This window comes from Serratia sp. Ae19-1 (assembly GCF_059801225.1).
Window position 1 is genome coordinate 90797 of sequence record NZ_JBCHWD010000001.1, and the last position, 21372, is coordinate 112168.

Genomic DNA, 21372 nt, shown 5'->3' on the forward strand with positions numbered 1-21372 from the left:
AATCCCCGGTATTTTATTTTGTCTATGGGAAAAACACCGTTTTTCACCGCGCCGGCGCGCGTTTGCCGATTTTTTTATCTTCGCTATGAGAATTTACCCTAAGCGAAATGACGGGCTATTTCCGGGCATTTTTTTCCAGCGGTTTTCTCCATTCAATACGCTCGGGTTAATTGCTAATTTCTATTTGCCAGCCAATCATATTGCCTGTTTTACATTTGACGAAGCGCCTATTGTCATCTAAGTGTCATGCTAAATTAATATCGTCTTCTGCCTGACAACGCTTCATTCAACCTCGGGTAAAAAAACATGAAAATAAAATCGCTCTCCCTGCTGTTGGCTTCACTGTTTCCTGTATTGGCTCATGCTGCTGATATTGAGGTGGCGCGTTATGTGGTCGGCTTCCCCGGCGGGGAACGCGTCGCCTATCAGGGGGCGTTCGCCAAAAATTTCCCGCAGGGATTGCCGGTGGGAATCGGCTCCGGGCTGACGTTCAACCGGAAACAGGGCGACGATCTGGTGCTGACGACGCTGACCGATCGCGGCCCTAATGCCGATGCCCCGGCGGTGGGCAAGCAAGAAGCCAAGATTTTCGCCAATCCGCAATTCACGCCTCTGTTGATGGACATCCGCATCGGCGGCGGCAAGGCCGTGGCCGAGAATGCACGGCCTTTGCATGACGAAAAAGGGCCGATTAGCGGACTGCCGCTGCCGAGCGAGCTGATTGGTTCCACGAACGAAGTGGCGTTGAATGACGCATTGCAGGCGCTGTCGGGCGATCGCCGCGGGTTGGATACCGAGGGCATTACCAGTGACGGCAACGGCGGTTACTGGCTGTGCGATGAGTACGGCCCGTTTCTGATCCATATCGACGGCAAAGGTAAAATTCTCGCCAAATACGGCCCAACGCCGCAGGCCGGCGAACAGGCGGTGGCGGGCGGTTTGCCGAACATCCTGAAGTGGCGCCAGCCTAATCGCGGTTTTGAGGGGCTGACCCGGATGCCGGATGGGCGCATTTTGGCGGCGGTGCAGAGCACGCTGGATGTCGATGGCAAAAGCAAAAACAAGGCGCAGTTTACCCGGTTGGTGAGCTTCGATCCGCGTAGTGGCAAAACCGCCATGTACGGCTATCCCATCGATGTCGACAGCTATAAAAAAGCCAAAGACGCCAAGATTGGCGATGTGGTGGCGTTGGACAATCAGCGCATCTTGTTGATTGAACAGGGCAGCGGTAAAGACAAAACGATGATCAACAAAATCTACCTGGTGGATCTCGCGCAGGCCAGCGATCTGAGCGCGTTTGACGGCCAGGGGAAAGCGCTGGAGTTCGACGACGCGAAAGATCTCGCTAAACGCGGCGTGAAGCTGGCGCAGAAACGGGAAGTGGCGGATCTGCGCCAGTTGGGCTGGCGTCAGGAGAAAGCGGAAGGGTTGGCGCTGATCGACGATCGCACGCTGGCGGTGATCAATGACAATGATTTCGGCTTGCAGGCGAAGCTGGTGGATGCGTCGCCAAAGAGCAAGAAAATCGGCGACTATCAGCTGGAGAAAGAAGGGCGGTTGAGCCTCGACGGTGACAAGACCGACGCCCGCATCGAATTGCGCCCGCTGGAGCAGCCGGAATCGCTGAGCGAGCTCTGGGTGCTCACCTTGCCGCAACCCTTGCAGTGACCGATATCGGGGGCGACAGCGCCCCCGTCAGACCGTTGACAAAGGAGGAAAAAACGTGGTTTTTCCTCCTTTGTGGCCATCATCCGAAAATCAATAAATTGATTTTCCTTGTTTTTTATCCGCTGCTCTTTGCAAACCCGGCAATGGCATGAGTTTTGTCATCAATCTCACAGCGGGGGCGACAGCGCCCCCGTTTGCTTCAGGCTTCCGCCTGCCGCTGCGGCGCTCTGCCGCGCGAGATGCTCTCCCACACCGCCACCATCACCATGATCAGCGTCGTCAGGCCATTGACCATCAGCAGATCGGTTAAATAGGCGAAAGGGGCCAATACCGCCAGCGCCAGCAGCCCGACCAGATGCGACAGCGGGAAACGGTGATACACCAGCCGTTTGTACAGCGCATTGGCGAGCAGGTAAATCGCCGGGCCGAGCAGCAACACCGCCGCCGTGGCGTGTTGGATGCGGCCGTCGGGATGGGCGATCACCAGCTCGTTGGCCACGGCGCAGACGATGATCGCCCCCACCAGCGCAACGTGGACGTAATGGAAGTAAGCGCCCAGCTGGCCGGGGTTTTCCGCCTGGCTGATGGCGTGGCTGCCGGCTTTGCTGCTGGTGTCGAAGTAGACCCACCACATCGCCAGGCTGCCGAGAAAGGCCACCAGCGAGGCGATAAGCACCGGCGGGCTCCAGCTTTCCATCTCGCTCAGGGTGGCGCCGGTGATCAGAATGGTCTCCCCCAGCGCCACGATCACGAATAGCTGGCAGCGCTCCGCCAGATGGTGGCCTTCGATGGTCCATTCGCTGCTGCTGTCCGAGCGCCCCAGCACCGGCAGACGGAAACCGAACATCGGCGAGACGTATTCGCACAGTACGGCGATCGCCCACAGCGCCGGGCGCGCGCTGCCCTCCGCCAGCCCGCCGGCGATCCAGAAGACGGCGGAGATGCACAGCCAGCCGAGGATGCGGCGAAAGTTTTGCTTTAACGGGTGGCCGGGCTCCAGCAGGCGCAGCACGGTAATGGAACGCCCGACCTGGATGGCGACGTAGAACAGGGCGAAGATCAGGCCGCGTTCGCCAAACGCCTGCGGCAACGCGGCGGCGGCGAACAGCCCCAGCAGCATGATCGCGAACAGCAGCAGGCGGATCTGACGGGTATCCGGGTTAAACCAGTTGGTGACCCAGGCGGTGTATTGCCAGGCCAACCAGACGGCGAACCACAGCAGCAGGGTTTCCAGCGCCCCGGTCAGCGTCAGGTGATGTAGCAGATAGTGGGAGAGTTGGGTCACGGCGAAAACGTAGATCAGATCGAACAGCAGCTCGGAGAATGAGACCGAAGCGCCATGACCGTCACGCACGCGCAGCAGGTTTTGCGACATAAGCGTTCTTCCTTAAAAGGGTAAGCCACAAAATCAGCGTAGCTCAGCGCGCTCCGGCGGGTAAAAAATCTTAAATAGCGACGGCGCCCATTCTTTATCTCGCACCGTCTTTAATTGTTCATCAAATAGGGGTAAGGTGAGGTATATAAAGTCATTCCCGCCTGAAAATACACACTCGCTCTCACTTCCTCCTTATTCTCCTCACAATGATTGATGTTCTTTACGTTGCATGACGTCCGTTTTCATTGGCTAGCGGATAATTAACATCACTGACCACGAGCTAATAAACAAGAACACCTGGAGTCAATCATGAAACTTATCCCAAGCATCGCAGCAGTCTTGATCGCCGCCGCCTCATTCTCCACTTTCGCCGCGCCGCTGTCGTCGGTGAAACAGGTTAACAGCGAGCAGGCCGCCAATCTGCAAAGCCTCGGCGTGGTGTCGGTTTCCGGCATTAGCGGCTCACCGCATGACGCCATTCACGCCCTGAAAGAAAAAGCCGCGGCGGACGGCGCCAGTCATTACCGCATCATCGGTCTGGACACCCCCGGGGACTCCAGCAACTGGCGCGGCAATGCGGAAATTTATCGCTAAGCGTTGACTTTTTACCCTTTGGCCACGGCAACGTGGCCAATAAAATAAACGGTCGTAATAATTATCTGGTAAGTCGGCGTATAAGCGGCTTATTTTCAGGTCATTATTACGACCGTTTTTATTTGTGCCGCTGCCGCTGAGGTTGCATTTGATTACAACTGTGTTCGCCGCTTTCGGAATCATGTTAATGAAGACTTAAGAAATTCGGTTCACATTGGGGGCTTAACCCAAGGAGGCCTCAATGTTAAATGCGACCCGGCTACAACTGATGAATCACTTCGCTTACCTGCAGCAATTTATGGCTTCACCGCGCACCGTCGGTACGCTGGCGCCTTCCTCCCCGTGGCTGTGTCAGGCGATGTTGAACCAGGTGGAGTGGACCCGGGCGCTGTCGATCGCGGAGCTGGGCGCGGCGGACGGCGTACTGACCAAACGCATCCTGGGGCGGATGCGCGCCGACGCGACTCTGGAGGCTTTCGAGATCCAACCCCATTTCGTGCATCGGCTGCGCGGGATTGACGATCGGCGGCTGCAGGTGATGGCCCATTCGGCGACCCGGATGGCCACGGATTACGACGTGGTGTTTTCCTGTCTGCCGCTGCTGTCGATCCCGCTCAGGATCAGCGCGCGCATTCTTCAGCAGGCCCGGCAACGGCTGCTGGCGCGTGACGGCACGTTGGTGCTGTTCCAATACAGTCACCTGTCGGAAAAATTGCTGTCACGCTATTTTCACTGGAAACGCCTGCGGGTAGTGCGCAACTTCCCGCCGGCGCTGGTGTATGTTTGTACCCCGCGTTAACTACAGTTTCTTCGCCATCACCACTACCTCTTCGTCGTACTGCCGGCGGCGTTCAAGGGGATGCCAACCCCAGCCGGCGTACAGCGCTTCCGACTTGTCGGTGATCAGATGCAAGACGGGATGATGGCGCTGCCGCGCCGCCTCGACGATCGCCATCTCCAGACGGTGGGCGATGCCCTTGCGGCGGTGATCGGGATGCACGAAGACGCCGGCCAGCCACGGGGTGAGGTCCTGGCGCTGATGATCGTCGCTGGGCCACAGGCTGGCCATGCCCACCGGGCGATCGCCGTCGATCATCATCAGCGTCAGGTGATCGTCGCTCGGCCGGCTGCATTGGGCGAAGCGCAGCTGGGTGCGCTCCAGCGAGCCGCCGCGCTGTGAGCCCCACTGGCCGAAGGCCCAGGCGGCGCACACATCGGCAAACTGCGGGCAATCCGACAGCGGAATGATGCGTTGAGTCATGGATGTCTCCCGATTCTTTTCTGGGTTCCCACCCCATTTAACCTATTTTTCGGCCATTTTTTTAACTTTTTAAAGCCGTTCTTTTAGCGGTTTCGCGGTGTTTCGCCCCGCGCCCGGCGTCGTTTCCCGGATTTCTTTTGGCAATCGCGGTGCAGGATTGCAAGTGCTAATGAGAGTGATTATCATGCGCACACTATTTCTCCGTTTCGGCTCAATCATGCGCAATTCCCTCATTTTACTGCTGCTTTCCCTGTGGTTCGGCCTGTTCCCCGCCCAGGCGAAAACGGTCACCGACATCACCGGCCGTCAGGTCGTGGTGCCGGATAACCCGCAGCGTATCGTGCTGGGAGAGAGCCGCATGCTGTATACGCTGGCGCTGCTGGAGCCGGGCAACCCGGCGCAGCGCATCGTCGGCTGGCCGGCGGATCTGGCGCGCTTCGATGCGCAAAGCTGGCAGCTTTATACGCAGAAGTTTCCGCAGATCGCCGCGATCCCCGTTATCAGCGGCAACAATTTTCGCCAGGTCAATATCGAAAGCCTGCTGCAGCTGAAGCCGGATCTGGTGATCCTGGCGCGCTACGCGCGTGAAGACGGCGACAACGATCTGCTGGTTTCCGCGTTGAACAAGGCCGGCGTGGCGGTGATCTATGTCGATCTGCGCATCGATCTGCTGAACAACACCGTGCCGAGCGTGCGGCTGCTGGGCGACGTGCTCAATCGCCAGGAGCGCGCCGAGCAGTTCATCGAATTTTATCAGCAGCATATGGCGGTGATTCAGCAACGGCTGGCGGGCTATCAGGGGGCGAAACCCAAAGTGATGCTGCACCTGCATCTGGGGCGACGCGACACCTGCTGCACCACCGCCGCGCACGGTAATCTCGGCGATCTGCTGACCTTCGCCGGCGGTGACAACATCGCCAACGCCAGCGTCAAAGGCGTGTATGGCGAACTGAACCCGGAAACCATTCTGAGCGCCAATCCCGACGTTTACCTCGCCACCGGCATGGCCGGGCCGCAGGGCAAACGGCTGTCCGACTTGCGCCTCGGGCCGCAGGTCAGCCCACAGGAGGCTGCCGCCAGCTTCCGCCAGTTGATCGCCAAACAGCCGATGCTGGCCAGCCTGCAGGCGGTGAAAAACCACCGTGCCTGGAGCGTCTGGCACAATTTTTACCTCAGCCCGTACCACGTGGTGCTGGTCGAGATGTTCGCCAAAGCGTTTTACCCGGATCTGTTCGCCGACATTAACCCGCAACAGACCTTCCAACAGCTGTATCAGCAGTTTTTGCCGTTACCTTTTTCAGGGACCTATTGGAGTCAGTTAGATAATGAATAACAACAAGCGCGGTTGGTGGTGCGCATTGCCTTTGGCGGCCTGCGCGACATCGCCGACGTGGGCGGCGGAAAAAGCCGCGTCGCAGGACGAGAACCTGGTGGTGATCGGCCGTAAAGACGCCGACGGCGTGCAGAGCTATCAGCCGTTGACCAGCGTCACCGGCACCCGCAGCGAAACCAACCTGCTGAACGTGCCGCAGGCGATCGACGTGGTGCCGCAGCAGGTGATTACCGATCAGGCGGTCAGCAGCCTGGACGAAGCGTTATACAACGTCAGCGGCATTACCCAGGCCAACACGCTGGGCGGCACTCAGGACGCGGTAATGAAGCGCGGCTTCGGCGACAACCGCGACGGCTCCATTCTGCGCGACGGCGTGCGCTCGGTGCAGGCGCGCAACTTCACGCCGACCACCGAACGGGTGGAGGTGCTCAAGGGGCCGGCCTCGATGCTGTACGGCATGGGCGAGCCGGGGGGGATGATCAACATGATCACCAAAAAGCCCCAGCTGCAGCAGCATACCCACGTGGAGGGCTGGGGCAGCAGTTTCAACGGCGGCGGCGGCCAGCTCGACGTCACCGGGCCGCTCGGCACGTCGGGATTCGCCTATCGGATGATCGTCGATCACGATGAAACCGACTACTGGCGCAACTTTGGCCGCAATCGTCAGACGGTGATCGCGCCCTCGCTGATGTGGTACGGCGAGAACACCACCGTGCGGCTGGCCTACGAGCATATGGAATATCTGGTGCCGTTCGATCGCGGCACTATTATCGATTCGCGCACCGGCAAACCGGTGAATACGCCGCGCGATCGCCGTTTCGACGAGGCTTACAACGCCACCCGCGGCGATCAGGACAGCGTCACTTTGCAGATCGATCAGACGCTCAACGAGCGCTGGAAAAGCTCGCTGACCTACGCCTATAGCCGCAACAGCTACAGCGACAACCAGGCGCGCGCCACGGCGTTGAACCCGGAGAACGGTAAATTGAGCCGCCAGGCCGACTCGACCGCCAACGCCGTCAGCCATGCCAACGCGGTGCAGCTGACGCTCAATGGCGACGTGGACTGGGGCAGCATCAACCACCAGATGCTGTTCGGCTTCGATTTTGAGGATAACCGCACCTACCGCGGCGACATGATCCGCGGCAAAAAGAACGGCGATTTCAATATTTATCATCCGGTATACGGCCTGATGCCGCCGTCGACGGCGGTCAGCGCCAAAGACAGCGACCAGCGGGAAAACCTCACCAGCTACGGCTGGTTTATGCAGGATTCTATCCAACTGACCGATAAATGGCTGGTGATGGGCGGGCTGCGTTACGACGCTTTCGACGTCTATGCCGGCAAGGGGCGGCCGTTCCAGGCCAACACCGACAGCTCGGACGGCAAGCTGGTGCCGCGCGCCGGGGTGGTGTACAAGCTGACGCCTTATGTGTCGCTGTACAGCAGCTATACCGAGTCGTTCAAGCCGAACTCCTCCATCGCCACCCAGATCGGTTCGCTGCCGCCGGAGCAGGGCAAATCCTGGGAAGTCGGCGGCAAGCTGGCGCTGCCTAACGGCGTCACCGGCACCCTGGCGCTGTTCGACATCACCAAGCGCAACGTGATGGTCAATGAGCTGGTGGAGGGCGAAACCGTGACGCGCACCGCCGGGCGCGTGCGTTCGCAGGGCGTGGAGCTGGACGTGGCCGGCAATCTCACCGATTCGCTGAGCCTGATCGGCTCCTATGCTTATACCGACGCCCGCGTGGTGGACGATCCGGACAACAAGGGCAAAGAGATGACCAACGTGGCGCGCCACACCGCCTCGCTGTTCCTGACCCAGAACCTGGGCAGTCTGGGCCTGTACAGCGGCGATGAGGTGCGCATCGGCGCCGGCGCGCGCTATGTCGGCCGCCGCCCGGGTGACGCTGCCAACAGCTTCTACCTGGATAATTACACCGTTGCCGATGCGTTCGCCGCTTACACCATGCCGATCAACGGCTATCGGGTGAAATGGCAGCTGAACGTGAAGAACCTGTTCGATAAAACCTACTACCCATCCAGCGGGGGCAACTTGCGCGTGGCGGTGGGGGAGCCGCGTGAGGTGGTGCTGCGCGGCAGTATCGATTTCTAAGCCACGGGCGGTGAAATTTGCTTAAATAACCGCCCCAACGTTAAGGAGAACGCATGAGCCTGCAGATTCGTTTGGCGCAGCAGCGGGATATCGCGCATCTGATGGCGGTTGAACGCTCGGCGGCGCAGCTGTTTCGCCAGCAGCCGACATGGCGCTTTATCGCTGAAGGCGAGGTGATGACCCCGCAACAGCACGCCGCATTTATTGCCGATCGCCGTGAATGGCTGGCGGAAAGCGACCACGGCGAGTGCGCCGGTTTTATCGCCGTGCAGGCTCAGGGGGAAGATTGGCACATCGCCGAATTGTCGGTCGCCGGCACCTGGCAGCGGCAGGGCGTCGGCCGCCGCCTGATCGGGGCGGTGGCGGAAGAGGCCAAACGGCAAGGCGCCTGTCGCCTGACGCTCACCACCTTTATTGACGTGCCGTGGAATGCGCCTTACTACCGGCGGCTGGGATTCCGGCCGCTTGAAGGCGCGCAACTCACGGTCGCCCTGCGGCGGCATCTGGATGAGGATCTGGCGCATGGCTTTGCCGCCGGCAGTCGCTGTGCCATGGAATTTACACTATCGTAAATATTGAAATACAGAGCGGGCAGGGTATGATGCTGCCACCACGCCATCGCACCCGTTCGGTATTTTGGTATGCAATGCACTCAAGTCACCGTATAAGGGACAACCCGTAATGACACAAACCCTGTTCATGGTAGGCGCTCGCGGAGCCGGCAAGACCACGGTAGGCAGCGCATTGGCGCTGGCGTTGGGCTATCAGTTCGTCGATACCGATCTGTTTATGCAGCAGGCGGCGCAGATGAGCGTGGCGGAAATGGTCGAGCGCGAAGGTTGGCTGGGGTTCCGCCGCCGCGAGACTATCGCGTTGCAGACCGTGACCAAACCGTCAACCATAGTTGCCACTGGGGGCGGCGCGATCCTGGCGGAGGAGAACCGTCAGTTTATGCGTCAGCATGGCACCGTTATCTACCTGCGCGCGCCGGCCAGCGTGTTGGCGCAGCGGTTGGAAGCCTATCCGGAAGATGCGCAGCGCCCGACGCTCACCGGCAGGCCGATCGCCGAGGAGATGCTCGAGGTACTGGCGGCGCGCGAAGCGCTGTATCAGGACGCCGCGCATTACGTGATGGATGCGGCGGCCGATCCGCAGCGGGTGGTGGAACAAATCCTCGCGGTGCTACCGCGTGAGACGGTGAAATAACCTTTTCTTCTCTTCGGGCGCCGTGCGCCCGTTTCCCTATTCCGTTAGCCGAACTGCCGCAAAGTAGGCACCGGGCGTGACGCCGAAGCGGCGGCGGAAGGCGGCGATATAGGCGCTGACGTTGTCATAGCCACAGGCGTCGGCCACCTCGCCGACCGCTTCGCCGCGTGATAATCCCTCCAGTGAACGCAATACCCGCGCCTGCTGGCGCCACAGCGCGAAGCCGATGCCGGTTTCCTGCAGAAAGCGGCGGCTCAGGGTGCGCGGGCTGAGCCCGGCCCAGACGGCCCAGTCGCGCTGGCTGCGCAGGCTGGCGGGATCGTTCAGCAGCGCGCGGGCGATGTTCAGCAACCGGGCGTCCTGCGGCAGCGGCAGTTGCAAAGGGGCGCCGCTCGCCGCGTGCATTTCGTCCAGCAGCACCTGCAGCAGCCGCCGTTGCGGCGCACTCAGCGGGCCGGCAGGGAACTGCGCGATGCGTTCCACCAGCGCCTGCAACAGCGCAGAGGCCGTGAACAGCTGCGGCTGCAGCGGCATCTCCGGCGCGCTTTCCACCGGCAGATACAGACTCCAGCCCGCCACATCGCCGCAGGCCAGGGCCTGATGGGCGCACCCCGGCGGCAGCCAGCCCAGCGTGCCGCCGGTGATCGCCCATTGCCGGCCGGGCAGTTCCAGCGCCAGCATGCCGCGCGTCAAGAGATAGATCTGGCCGCCTTGGTGCTGATGCCAGGGCGTCAGGTGCTTTTTTTCATGCTGAAGGCGTTGGCTGCGGATCTGCATCGTGTTGGCCGTTTAACGTTATTGAAAGTCCTGATGCGGTTATTATGCCATCACCCGACCGAGATAGGATCGCCATTCACCCTATTCGGAGAAACGTGATGACTCAACTTACCCCATTGAATCTGGTGCTCGATACGCTGCGGCAGATCGTCGCCAACCCGGAGCATCGGCCGGCCCAGCTCGCCGCCCGCTTCAGCGCGGACTACCGCCAGCAGGTGGATGGCAAGGTGCTGCACTTCGAGCAGTTTGAGCAGCATATGGCGCTGCTGAAGCGGCAAACCCGCCGCATGACGCTGAGCATCATCGCGGCGGCGGAGCAGGGCGAGGCGGTGCTGACCCACCATCTGGTCGAGGTGGAAAAGCGCGACGGTACCTGCAGCCGCGTGCGGGTGCTGGCGCACTTCACCGTGCGTGAAGGCCGCATTTGCGCCTGCGAAGAACTGACCGAGCTGTTGGCGGGCGCTCCCGGCGATCGCGATCTTGGCTCGCGCGTGTCGGAATGAGGGCGGCTGCTATACTTGCTACTGTGTGAAACACACGGGAGAACGGCATGCGCGAAAATGATCAACCTGCTTATCCACGGAGTGCCCGCGTCGTAGAGGTGTTTCGAGGCGACCCGAACCTGCATCTGCGCCGCTTTGAGGTGCGCACCGACGACATTGAGCCGAATACGTTGCTCAGTGAACATGAAACCGAGCAGGAAGCGCTCGACGCCAAGCATCGCTATGAAGACGAGGCGTTAGAGCTCTGACCTGCAGCCCAGCGGAAACCGGCGTCAGGCCGGTTTCCTGTTTATCCCCGCCTTAGCACATATTTCCCAGAACAATATTGATAATGATAATCATTTATGTGATTTTTATCGCCCCTATTGGGTGTTTCACTTCTGGGAAAAGAGATGTCCAATTCCGAGTTGCAGGCGCTGTTTCTGCGCCATATGCGGCCGCTGCAAGCCTACTTGAACGCCAAACTGCGCGACCCTCAGCTGGCCGCGGATTTGGCGCAGGAAAGTTTTACCCGCCTCACCGAGCAATACCCGCAGGGCAATATTCTCGATATCGAGGCTTACCTGTATAAAACCGCCAAGAATCTGATGCTTGATCATCTTCGGCAACAGCAGCGGCGACAGACTGATGCGGTAGAGGATGACATTCTGGCGCAGTATCCCTCCGGCGAACCGGCGCTCGAGCAGCTGGCGATTGACAGCCAAATGCTGCAGCTGTTGCAACAGGCGCTGGCGGGCATGCCGCCGCGCACGCAGCAGATTTTCCGGCTCAACCGGCTCGACGGGCTGACCCAGGCGCAGGTGGCGGCTCAACTGAGCGTATCGCTCAGTACGGTGGAGAAGCATCTGGCCAGCGCGCTGGAGCGGCTGATGACGTTGATGGACGATCAATAATGACAATTTTTTTACGGGTTTATCCGCCTTCAGACGTCTTAACCTATAACCAGAAAAAACAGGGGTCTATGCCATCATGAATCCGCTAACCGCGCAGTCGCGGCAACAGGCGGCCGCCTGGGCCGTGCGCCTGGCCGAAGGGGTGCTGGCCGCCGACCAGCGGCGAGCGTTGGAGGCCTGGCTGGCCGATGATCCGCAGCATCCGGCGGCGCTGCGTCAGGCTCGCTTGCTGTGGGCGACGCTGGGGCAACTGCCGCCAGAACAGCGACAGGCGCTGCAGCCGCAGGTAGCGGCGCTGAAAACGCCATTTCGCCGTAGAGGAGCCCGCTGGGCGATGGCGGCGGCGGTGGCGATCGCCGTTTCCTTCGGCGTTTATCGCGGGCCGGATATATGGATCGGCATGCAGGCGGATTATCAAACCGTTCGCGGCGAGGTGCGCGAAGTCACGTTGCCGGACGGCAGCCGGGTGGCGCTGGACAGCGGCAGCGCGATCGCGCTGGCCTATTCCGCCAACGAACGCAAGGTGCGGCTGCTGAGCGGCGCTGCCTATTTTATCGTCGCACCGGTGAACGGGCCGGAAAAGCGCCCGTTCAGGGTAGAGGCGGAAAACGGCGTCACCCAGGCGCTGGGCACCGAGTTCAGCGTGGCGCGCACCGGGCAGGGCGTCGACGTCAGCGTGCATCAGCACAGCGTGCGGGTGACGCTCGAGCGCGGTGAGCGCTCGCTGGTGGTCGCGCAACGCCAGGCGGCGCATTACCGCAGCGGCCTGCTGTGGCTGACGCGGCAAACGGCCGGCGATGATGCCTGGCGGCGCGGCTGGCTGGTGATCGACCGCCAACCGCTGACGCAGGCGCTCGCGCAGCTCAACCGCTATCGCGAGACGCGCATCGTGGCTGTCACCCCTGCGCTGAGAGCGCGCACGGTAAGCGGCGTGTTCGCGCTCAATAAACTCGACGACGGTGTCAGCGCCATTCGTCAGGAACTCGCCGCCCGCCAACTGAATCTCCCCGGCATCACGCTGCTTTACTGAGCGGCGCAGGTGGGCCGGGACGCCCGTTTCGCCGCTATTTTCACTTTCTGTAAAAAATCTTTACGGGTTTTCACCCTCCGGAACGTCCTTATGTTTAAACGAGATTGATTTCCATTATCACTTGGTTTGGCATTCTTTCGGGTGGAACACACACGCATGTTTATTCACAAGGGAACCACGCCGGCCGGCCGCTTGGCCACGGCGGTACGCGCTGCGTTGGCGGCGATGGTGCTGACTCAGCCTGTTGTGGCGATCGCCGCGCAGGCTGAAGCGAGCGGCGCGCAGGCCGCACAGCAAAAGAATTTCAACATTGAAGCGCAGCCTCTGCAGAGCGCCATGCTGCGCTTCGCCGAGCAGGCCGGCATGCAGGTGTTTTTCGACGAGGTGAAGCTCGACGGCATGCAGGCGGCGGCGTTGAACGGCAGCATGAGCGTTGAACAGGGCCTGCGGCGCTTGATCGGCGGCAATCCGGTGGCTTTCCGCCTGCAGCCGCAGGGGCAGATCGTATTGAGCCGGCTGCCGGCGGCGAACGGCGATGGCGGCGCGCTGGCGCTGGATAGCCTGACGGTGCTGGGGGCTGGCGGCATGAGCGTCAACGACTGGGTTTACGACGAACCGCGCTCGGTCAGCGTCATCAGCCGCGAACAGATGGACAACCGCCCGGCGCGGCACGCGGCCGATATTCTGGAACAGACCACGGGCGCCTATTCCAGCGTCAGCCAGCAAGATCCGGCGCTGTCGGTCAACATCCGCGGCATACAAGACTATGGCCGGGTGAACATGAATATCGATGGCATGCGGCAGAATTTTCAAAAGAGCGGTCATGGCCAGCGTAACGGCACCATGTATATCGATTCCGAGCTGCTGTCCGGCGTAACCATCGACAAGGGCACCACCGGTGGCATGGGCAGCGCCGGCACGCTTGGCGGCATCGCGACGTTCAATACCGTCAGCGCGAGCGATTTCCTGGCGCCGGGCAAAGAGCTGGGCGGCAAGCTGCACGCCAGCACCGGCGATAACGGCACCCACTTCATCGGCAGCGGCATACTGGCATTGGGCAACGAAACCGGCGATATCCTGCTGGCCGCCAGTGAGCGCCACCTCGGCGACTATTGGCCCGGCAATAAGGGCGACATCGGCAACATTCGTATCAATAACGACACCGGCAATTACGATCGCTACGCCGAGAGCATCAAGAACAACAAAATCCCCGACACTGATTACCGCATGCACTCGCGACTGGCCAAGGTGGGCTGGAACCTGCCCGCCAACCAGCGCCTGCAGCTGAGTTATCTGCAGACCCAGACCGCGTCGCCGATCGCCGGCACGCTGACCAACCTGGGTACCCGGCCGCCCTATGAACTGGGCTGGAAGCGCACCGGCTACAGCGACGTGATGGCGCGCAACGCGGCGTTCGACTATAGCCTGGCGCCGGAAGGCGTCGACTGGCTCGATTTTCAGGCCAAGCTGTATTACGTCGATACTCAGGACGACAGCGATACCTACAGCACCAGCACGCTGCTGAACAACGGCTACGCGACGCGCACTCGCCTGCGCACCTATGGCGCACAGGCGCAAAACACCTCGCGTTTCAGCCTGGCACCGGGGCATGACTTCCGCGCCAACTACGGGCTGGAGTTCTATTACGACAAGGCCACCAGCGACTCTTCCCGTCAGGGCATGGAAGGGGTAACGCCGGCCGGCAACCGCTCGGTCGGCAGCCTGTTCGCCAACCTGACCTACGACTACGACGGCTGGCTGACGCTGGAAGGCGGGCTGCGTTACGACCGCTATCGCCTGCGCGGCCAGACCGGTCTGAGCTACGCCGACTTCCCGTATACGGCGGAGAATCCCTGCAAACAGCTGCGGCTGCGCAACTGTCTGGCGACCACCACGCAGCAGGAGTGGAACGTCGATCGCGATCAGGGCAAGCTGTCGCCGACGCTGGCGCTGGCGGTGCGTCCCGGCGTGGAGTGGCTGGAGCTGTATACCACCTACGGCAAATCCTGGCGGCCGCCGGCGATCACCGAAACGCTAACCAACGGCAGCGCTCACAGCACTTCTACGCAATATCCCAACCCCTTCCTGCAGGCCGAGCGCTCGCGCGCCTGGGAAGTGGGGTTCAACGTGCAGCAGCCGGATCTGTGGTTTGAGGGCGATCGATTGGCGGCCAAGGTGGCTTATTTCGACACCAAAGTGGATAACTACATCAACCTGGCAATTAACCGCGACAAGCCGGGGCTGGTGCAGCCGAGCATCGGCAACGCCGCCTACGTCAACAATCTGTCGAAAACCCGTTTCCGCGGGCTGGAGTACCAGCTCAACTATGACGCCGGGGTGTTTTACGCCGACCTGACCTACACCCACATGATCGGTAAAAACGAGTTTTGCTCCAGGAACGCCTGGCTGGGCAATCGCCTGCGTTACGGCGCCAACTCCCGGCCGGGCAACTTCTACGCGGAGCAGGATCCGACGGCGAATGACGCCGTGTCCTGCGACGGCGGCTCGCAGTTCGGCACCGCCGCTTACCTGCCGGGCGATCGCGGCTCGGTGACGCTGGGCGGCCGCGCTTTCGATCGCAAGCTGGACGCCGGGGTGACCGTGCGCTTCGCGCCGGGCTATCAGGACAGCTCGGTGCCGTCCAACTACCCGTATCTGGCCGACTGGCCGAAATACACTCTGTTCGATCTGTACGCCAGCTACAAACTGACCGACAGCCTGACGCTGCGCGGCTCGGTGGAGAACCTGACCAACCGCGCCTACGTCGTCAGCTACGGCGAGACGCTGGCCAATACCCTGGGGCGCGGCCGCAGCGTGCAGGGCGGGGTGGAGTACCGTTTTTAAGCAGTAAAAGGGCGTTGCTCATCGTTGAGCACAGAGGTCGCCTCGCAAGGGGCGCCGTTCATCAATGGAGATAGAGAAATGGCATTTTCAGTCAATTATGACAGCAGTTTCGGCAGCTACAGCATCCATAACTATCTGAACGAGTGGGCGTCGTCGTTTGGCGATATCAACCACACCAACGGTAATGTCACCGACTCCAACAGCGGCGGTTTCTACGGCGGCAGCCTGTCCGGCAGCCAATATGCCGTGACCAGCACCGCCAATAACATCACCTCGTTCGTGGCGGGCGGCAACCTGACCTACACCCTGTTCAACGCACCGGCGCACACCCTGTACGGTCAACTGGATTCCCTGTCGTTCGGCGACGGCCTGAACGGCGGCGGCTCTACGCCGTACAACATCCAGGTGCCTGACGTCAGCTTCGGCGGCCTGAATCTCAGCAGCCTGCAGGCGCAGGGCCACGATGGCGTGGTACACCAGGTGGTGTACGGCCTGATGTCCGGCGATACCGGCGCGCTGGAAACCGCGCTGAACGGCATCCTCGACGACTACGGTCTGAGCGTCAACTCCACCTTCGATCAGGTGGCGGCGGCGACGGCGGTGGGCGTGCAGCACGCCGACAGCCCGGAATTGCTGGCGGCCTGATCGCGGCCGTTTGCCCGCCGGCGCCGCGTGCCCCGGCGGGCGTTTTCTCGTTTTTAGCCGATGGAAAACGCCATGAAAAACGCCGTCAGGCGCGGAGAAGTGATGAGCGTGCTGGGCGCATACCGGCGCGGATTTTGGGGCATTGCGCTGTTTACCGCAGTGATCAACCTGCTGATGCTGGCCCCGGCGCTGTACATGCTGCAGGTCTACGATCGCGTGTTGCCATCGGGCAACCGTATGACGCTGGCGATGCTGACCCTGATGGTGGTCGGCCTTTATCTGTTTATGGGGCTGCTGGAGTGGGTGCGCAGCCAGGTGGTGATCCGCCTTGGCGCCCAGATGGATATGCGCCTCAATCAGCGGGTCTACGACGCCGCCTTCGAAACCAACCTGAAAACCGGCAACCCGCTGGCGGGGCAGGCGCTGAACGATCTGACCAACCTGCGCCAGTTCGCCACCGGCAATGCGCTGTTCGCCTTTTTCGATGCCCCCTGGTTCCCGGTTTATCTGCTGGTGGTTTTTCTGCTCCATCCCTGGCTTGGCGCGTTGGCCAGCGCCGGGGTGATCGTGCTGGTGCTGCTGGCCTGGCTCAACCAGCGGGTGTCGCAAGCGCCGCTGGCGGAGGCCGGCCGCGTCGCGCTGAGCGCCACGCAACAGGCCAACGGCAACCTGCGCAATGCCGAAGCTATCGCCGCCATGGGCATGTTGACCGACTTGCGCCTGCGCTGGCTGCGGCAGCATCAGCAGTTCCTGCTGCTGCAGAACCGCGCCAGCGAGAAAATCGCCGCGGTCACCGCCTGGTCGAAAACCGTGCGTCTGGCGCTGCAGTCGCTGATGTTGGGCTGCGGCGCGCTGCTGGCGGTCAACGGCGACATTACGCCGGGCATGATGATCGCCGGATCGATCCTGATCGGCAGGGTGTTGGGGCCGATCGATCAGCTGATTGGCGCCTGGAAGCAGTGGTCATCGGCGCGCCAGTCCCTGCAGCGGCTGGAGGTTATGTTGGTCGCTAACCCGCCACGAATGTCGAGTCTGCCGCTGCCGGCGCCCGGCGGTACATTGGCCGTGAATCAGTTGACCGCCAGTGCGCCAGGCGGCACGGCGCCGGTGTTGCACGGCGTCAGTTTTCGTCTGGAGGCCGGCGAGGTGCTGGGCGTGATTGGCGCGTCCGGCTCCGGCAAAACCCTGCTAATGCGCCAACTGGTTGGCGCGCTGACGCCGCTCAGCGGCGACGTGCGGCTGGACGGTGCAGACATTCAGCAGTGGGACAAGCAACAACTCGGGCCGCATATCGGTTACTTGCCGCAGGATATCCAGCTGTTCGCCGGCACCCTGACGGACAACATCGCTCGCTTTGGGCAGGTCGACGCCGAGAAGGTGGTGGCCGCGGCGGCGCTGGCCGGCGTGCATCAGCTGATCCTGCATTTACCGAAAGGCTATGAGACCGAGCTGGGTGAAGGCGGCAGCGGCCTGTCCGGCGGCCAACGTCAGCGGGTGGCGCTGGCGCGCGCGCTGTATGGATCTCCGGCGCTGGTGGTGCTGGACGAACCGAACGCCAACCTCGATCGCGAAGGGGAAGGGGCGCTGCAGCAGGCGATCGAAGCGCTGAAGGCGCGTGGCACCACCATCGTGTTGGTGACCCACAAACCGGCGATCCTGGCGGCCACCGACAAATTGCTGGTGCTGAGCGCCGGCCAGATACAGCACTTCGGCCCCAGCGACGCCATCCTGAAAAAACTGCCTGGTTTTGCGCCCGCCGCTGCCGCTGCATCGGCCAATGCCGGGCGCAGCAACGGCGGCTTCAACGTCAATTACGCCAACTTCGCCAAAACGGCCAGCGGTGAACGAAAAGTATGAGCAATCAGAGTGTGATTCCCGGCGATATCGACACCCTTTCCCGGCAGTTCGACGAAGGTCGCTACCTGCGGCTGGGAGGCTGGCTGGTGGGGCTGGGGTTTGGCGGTTTCCTGCTGTGGGGGCTGTTGGCGCCGCTGGACAAAGGCGTGCCGGTTTCCGGCAGCGTGGTGGTGGCGGGCAATCGCAAGGCGGTGCAGCACCCGAGCGGCGGCGTGGTGTCGCAGATTCAGGTGCATGAGGGCGACCGGGTCAGCGCCGGGCAGGTGCTGTTGTTGATGGATACCGTCGACAGCCGCACCCAGCGCGATGCGCTGCGCAGCCAGCAGTTGAGCAATGCCGCACAGCAGGCGCGGCTGCAAGCCGAGCGCGACGGCCTGCAAGCGATCGCTTTCCCGCCATCGCTGCAAGCGCGGCGAGAAGAGCCGGAAGTGATGTCACTGATGCTGCTGCAACAGCAGCTGTTCACCAGCCGCCGTGCGGCACTGCAGAGCGAGCTGGCGGCGATCGCGGAAAGCATCGCCGGATCGCAGGCGATGTTGGAAGGGGTTCGGCAGTCTTACGCCAGCAAACAGCGGCAAAAGGCCATGCTGCAGGAGCAGCTGGGCGGCATGCGCAAGCTGGCGGCGCAAGGGTATGTGGCGCGCAATCGGCTGCTGGATCTAGAGGGGCAGCATGCGCAGATCGATGGCCAGGCGTCCGAGGACAGCGGCAATATCGGCCGTCTGGGGCGCCAGATCCTGGAGCTGAAACTGCGGGCGATCCAGCGTCGGGAAGAGTATCAGAAAGAGGTCAGCAGCCAGCTGGCCGAGGTGCGGATGAAGCTGGACGAGCTGGATAACCGCCTGGCCAAGGCGGAGGCCGATTTGGGGCATACGCAGGTGAAAGCGCCGGTGGCGGGCTCCGTGGTGGGGTTGAGCGTGTTCACCGAAGGCGGCGTGATCGGCGCCGGTCAGCAGCTGATGGAGATCGTGCCCAGCGATCGCGGGCTGCAGGTAGAAGCGCGCATCCCGGTCGAGTTGATCGATAAAGTGCAGGTGGGGTTGCCGGTCGAGCTGTTGTTCTCGGCGTTCAACCAAAGCACCACGCCGCGCGTCGAAGGCGAAGTGACGCTGGTCGGGGCCGATCGCCTGACCGACGAGAAAAGCGGCGCGCCTTATTACAGCGTGCGCGCCAAGGTCAGCGAAGAAGGATTGCGACGCTTGAGCGGGTTGGAGATCCGCCCAGGGATGCCGGTCGAAGGCTTCATCCGCACCGGTGAGCGTTCGATGATGAACTATCTGTTCAAGCCGCTGACCGATCGCCTCCATTTGGCGCTGACGGAAGAGTGAGCATGTCGGTTTCGCCGCTGCCTTTCGCCGCGCCCGGTGCCACCATGCCCTGGCGCCGTTGTCTGGTGTTGGTGCTGGCGCTGCATCTGCTGGTTGCGGCGCTGCTTTGGCCCTGGCGAGACAAGGCCGAGCCACCGTGGGTACCGCCACCGGCGGTGATGGTGCTGATGGCCGCCACACCGCAGGCCCCGGCCGAGGCGAAACAACCGCCGGGACAAAGGACGCCGCCGCCTCAGGTTGAACCGCCGGCGCCACCGGAGCCGTTACCGCTAGTGAAAGTGCCCGACGCCGCGCAGCCGAACATCGCCGTGCCGCCGAAACAGAAAAAACCGCCTAAGCCGGTGAAAAAAAACAATCTGCCCCGCACGCCGCCGCAGGAGAGAACCATCGCGCCGCCGAGGGTTCAGGATCACAACGCCGGCGCGCCGCCGCCGGGCCGCGCGGATAAAACGGCCGCGCCGCAAACTCGCCTGACGCCCTATGCTCAGGCGGGGGAGGACAACTGGCGCAGCCGCATCAGCGGCCGCCTGAATCGCTTTAAGCGTTATCCTAAAGACGCATTGCGGCTGAAGCGCCAGGGCGTCGGGCAGGTGCGTTTCACGCTGGACAGACAGGGCCACGTGCTGGCGGTGACGCTGGTCAGCAGCGCCGGGCTGCCGTCGCTGGATCGCGAAATCCAGGCGCTGGTCAAACGCGCTTCGCCGCTGCCCACGCCGCCGTCGGACGCCTACGTCAACGGCACGGTGGAATTGACGCTGCCGATCGATTTCAGTTTGCGCGGCGCGAGTTTTTGAGTCGCGACAAGATATCCCCCGAACAAAACCATTTTTCAGCAGCTTGTCCTGCTATTCATTATTTTCAAAGCGTATCGTTATTTTAATCAACGTGACGAAGCTGGCGTTCTGCGCGATATTTTAATTTAAAAAGCACGAATGCCTTTTATTTTTCTGCTGATAAAAAATAAACAGCTTGACGCTGTGGAGTTCGGGTTTTAGTTTTTAATTATAAAACAGGAACTGAGTTCCATATAGTGGAACAAGGCGGATCATGACAACGCTGGAAAATGCCGCTGCGGTATTAAAACTCTTTTCTCAACAACGCGTGATGCATGGTCAGCCGGGTATAGCATTCAGCGACGTGGTGGATCAATTGGCGCTGCCGAAAAGCACGGTGTCGCGCCTGCTGCAGACCATGGAAAATCAGGGCATGCTGGAGCGCGATCCCGATAGCCGGCGTTACCGCATCGGCGCGCTGTTGCTGGCGGTATCCAGCCACTATCTGTCGATGCCGCTGGTGGACAGCCTGGCGACCAGTATGGCGAAGTTGTGTCGCCAGACGGCGTGTACAGGCTACCTTTCGGTATTGGAGGGGCAGGAGATCATGGTGATGCGCATGTTTCCCGGCCGCCACTTTTTGCAGGTGGTCACTCCGGCGGGTTACCGTTCACCGGCGGCGGAAACCTCGGTCGGCCGAGCGATACTGGCGCGTGAAAGCGACGAGCAGATTCAGGTGCGTTACGCCGGCGGTTACCGGGCGACTTCGCCCAATGCGCCGCAAACGTTGGATGCGCTGTTGCAGAAGTTGCAGCAGGTGAGGCATCAGGGATGGTCGTTGGCACGCAATGAAACTTTGAACAGCATCAGCTCGCTGGCGACCGCGCTGGTGAACAAGCACGGCAGCGAGACGGTGGGGCTGTGTCTGTCCTTCCCTTCGCAGGGCGAGGAACAGCCGTTCGTACCGGAAGTTCTGGCCGAATTAACCGCAGTCACCCGCCAACTGGCGGAAAAATATGGCGATGATTATTGGCAGCAGATCAAATAACGCGTCAGAGCTGTAGCATTCCATCATAATTAACGAGTGCCGACACCAGGGAACTCATTGGTTATATTCCACCGTATTTTATTGGTGGGAATAGATAGGCTGAGTAAGAAAATAATAACGT

20 protein-coding genes are annotated in these 21372 nt (G+C 61.4%); 17 read left to right on the forward strand and 3 right to left on the reverse strand.

Annotated elements, in window-relative coordinates:
• The first annotated feature begins 306 nt into the window (after positions 1-306).
• Positions 307-1668 (forward strand): esterase-like activity of phytase family protein, encoded by a 1362-nt coding sequence (locus tag AAIE04_RS00505; protein WP_063918818.1) that lies wholly within the window; start codon positions 307-309, stop codon positions 1666-1668.
• A 199-nt stretch (positions 1669-1867) separates the two neighbouring features.
• Here the strand turns inward: AAIE04_RS00505 and AAIE04_RS00510 are convergent, their stop codons facing one another.
• Positions 1868-3043 (reverse strand): low temperature requirement protein A, encoded by a 1176-nt coding sequence (locus tag AAIE04_RS00510; RefSeq protein WP_063918819.1) that lies wholly within the window; start codon positions 3041-3043, stop codon positions 1868-1870.
• Positions 3044-3352: 309 nt separating this feature from the next.
• Here AAIE04_RS00510 and AAIE04_RS00515 point away from each other — a divergent pair, with 309 nt between their 5' ends.
• Together AAIE04_RS00515 and AAIE04_RS00520 are read left to right on the forward strand one after the other, a co-directional pair.
• Positions 3353-3637 (forward strand): YdgH/BhsA/McbA-like domain containing protein, encoded by a 285-nt coding sequence (locus AAIE04_RS00515; protein WP_019454243.1) that lies wholly within the window; start codon positions 3353-3355, stop codon positions 3635-3637.
• A 241-nt stretch (positions 3638-3878) separates the two neighbouring features.
• The gene (locus AAIE04_RS00520; RefSeq protein ID WP_025160073.1) at positions 3879-4436 is read left to right on the forward strand and encodes a class I SAM-dependent methyltransferase; all 558 of its coding nucleotides are present in this window, start codon (positions 3879-3881) and stop codon (positions 4434-4436) included.
• On the opposite strand, the gene AAIE04_RS00525 is transcribed toward AAIE04_RS00520, so the two are convergent.
• Entirely contained in the window at positions 4437-4898 is a 462-nt protein-coding gene (locus AAIE04_RS00525) for a GNAT family N-acetyltransferase (RefSeq protein WP_498576316.1), read from the reverse strand.
• Positions 4899-5115: 217 nt separating this feature from the next.
• On the opposite strand from AAIE04_RS00525, the gene AAIE04_RS00530 reads away from it, so the two are divergent.
• The 4 genes from AAIE04_RS00530 to aroL all read left to right on the forward strand — a co-directional run bounded on the left by AAIE04_RS00530 (position 5116) and on the right by aroL (position 9553).
• Positions 5116-6231, forward strand: coding sequence for an ABC transporter substrate-binding protein (locus AAIE04_RS00530; RefSeq protein ID WP_435981125.1), 1116 nt, complete (start codon positions 5116-5118; stop codon positions 6229-6231).
• Positions 6224-8347 (forward strand): TonB-dependent siderophore receptor, encoded by a 2124-nt coding sequence (locus AAIE04_RS00535; RefSeq protein WP_498576317.1) that lies wholly within the window; start codon positions 6224-6226, stop codon positions 8345-8347. The genes AAIE04_RS00530 and AAIE04_RS00535 overlap by 8 nt, the downstream gene beginning before the upstream one ends.
• 53 nt (positions 8348-8400) lie before the next feature.
• Positions 8401-8919 (forward strand): GNAT family N-acetyltransferase, encoded by a 519-nt coding sequence (locus AAIE04_RS00540; RefSeq protein WP_019454238.1) that lies wholly within the window; start codon positions 8401-8403, stop codon positions 8917-8919.
• A 109-nt stretch (positions 8920-9028) separates the two neighbouring features.
• A complete protein-coding gene (aroL, locus tag AAIE04_RS00545; protein WP_063918821.1) occupies positions 9029-9553 on the forward strand; it encodes a shikimate kinase AroL in 525 nt (174 codons plus the stop codon).
• A gap of 36 nt (positions 9554-9589) precedes the next feature.
• Here the strand turns inward: aroL and AAIE04_RS00550 are convergent, their stop codons facing one another.
• Positions 9590-10330 carry a helix-turn-helix domain-containing protein gene (locus AAIE04_RS00550; RefSeq protein WP_154747764.1) on the reverse strand — a complete coding sequence of 247 codons (741 nt, stop codon included), beginning with the start codon at positions 10328-10330 and terminating at the stop codon, positions 9590-9592.
• Positions 10331-10428: 98 nt separating this feature from the next.
• Between AAIE04_RS00550 and AAIE04_RS00555 the strand changes: the two genes are divergently transcribed.
• The 10 genes from AAIE04_RS00555 (at position 10429) to AAIE04_RS00600 (ending at position 21251) form a co-directional block, all read left to right on the forward strand.
• Complete coding sequence (locus tag AAIE04_RS00555) at positions 10429-10833, forward strand: nuclear transport factor 2 family protein (RefSeq protein WP_498056845.1); 405 nt, start codon at positions 10429-10431, stop codon at positions 10831-10833.
• Between the two features lie 47 nt (positions 10834-10880).
• A complete protein-coding gene (locus AAIE04_RS00560; protein WP_004940491.1) occupies positions 10881-11081 on the forward strand; it encodes a YaiA family protein in 201 nt (66 codons plus the stop codon).
• A gap of 144 nt (positions 11082-11225) precedes the next feature.
• A complete protein-coding gene (locus tag AAIE04_RS00565; protein ID WP_019454234.1) occupies positions 11226-11726 on the forward strand; it encodes an RNA polymerase sigma factor in 501 nt (166 codons plus the stop codon).
• Positions 11727-11802: 76 nt separating this feature from the next.
• The gene (locus AAIE04_RS00570) at positions 11803-12756 is read left to right on the forward strand and encodes a FecR family protein (RefSeq protein WP_498576318.1); all 954 of its coding nucleotides are present in this window, start codon (positions 11803-11805) and stop codon (positions 12754-12756) included.
• A 156-nt stretch (positions 12757-12912) separates the two neighbouring features.
• Positions 12913-15600: a TonB-dependent receptor gene (locus tag AAIE04_RS00575; protein WP_498576319.1), complete on the forward strand. Its 2688-nt coding sequence runs from the start codon at positions 12913-12915 to the stop codon at positions 15598-15600.
• Between the two features lie 78 nt (positions 15601-15678).
• Positions 15679-16245: a heme acquisition protein HasA gene (locus AAIE04_RS00580; protein ID WP_004940479.1), complete on the forward strand. Its 567-nt coding sequence runs from the start codon at positions 15679-15681 to the stop codon at positions 16243-16245.
• A 72-nt stretch (positions 16246-16317) separates the two neighbouring features.
• Positions 16318-18102: a type I secretion system permease/ATPase gene (locus AAIE04_RS00585; protein WP_498576320.1), complete on the forward strand. Its 1785-nt coding sequence runs from the start codon at positions 16318-16320 to the stop codon at positions 18100-18102.
• Positions 18099-19430 carry an HlyD family type I secretion periplasmic adaptor subunit gene (locus AAIE04_RS00590; RefSeq protein WP_498576321.1) on the forward strand — a complete coding sequence of 444 codons (1332 nt, stop codon included), beginning with the start codon at positions 18099-18101 and terminating at the stop codon, positions 19428-19430. The genes AAIE04_RS00585 and AAIE04_RS00590 overlap by 4 nt, the downstream gene beginning before the upstream one ends.
• Before the next feature lie 2 nt (positions 19431-19432).
• On the forward strand, positions 19433-20224 hold the full coding sequence (locus AAIE04_RS00595; RefSeq protein WP_498576322.1) for an energy transducer TonB: 792 nt from the start codon (positions 19433-19435) through the stop codon (positions 20222-20224).
• A 253-nt stretch (positions 20225-20477) separates the two neighbouring features.
• Positions 20478-21251 (forward strand): IclR family transcriptional regulator, encoded by a 774-nt coding sequence (locus tag AAIE04_RS00600; protein WP_498056848.1) that lies wholly within the window; start codon positions 20478-20480, stop codon positions 21249-21251.
• The last annotated feature ends 121 nt before the right edge of the window (positions 21252-21372 follow it).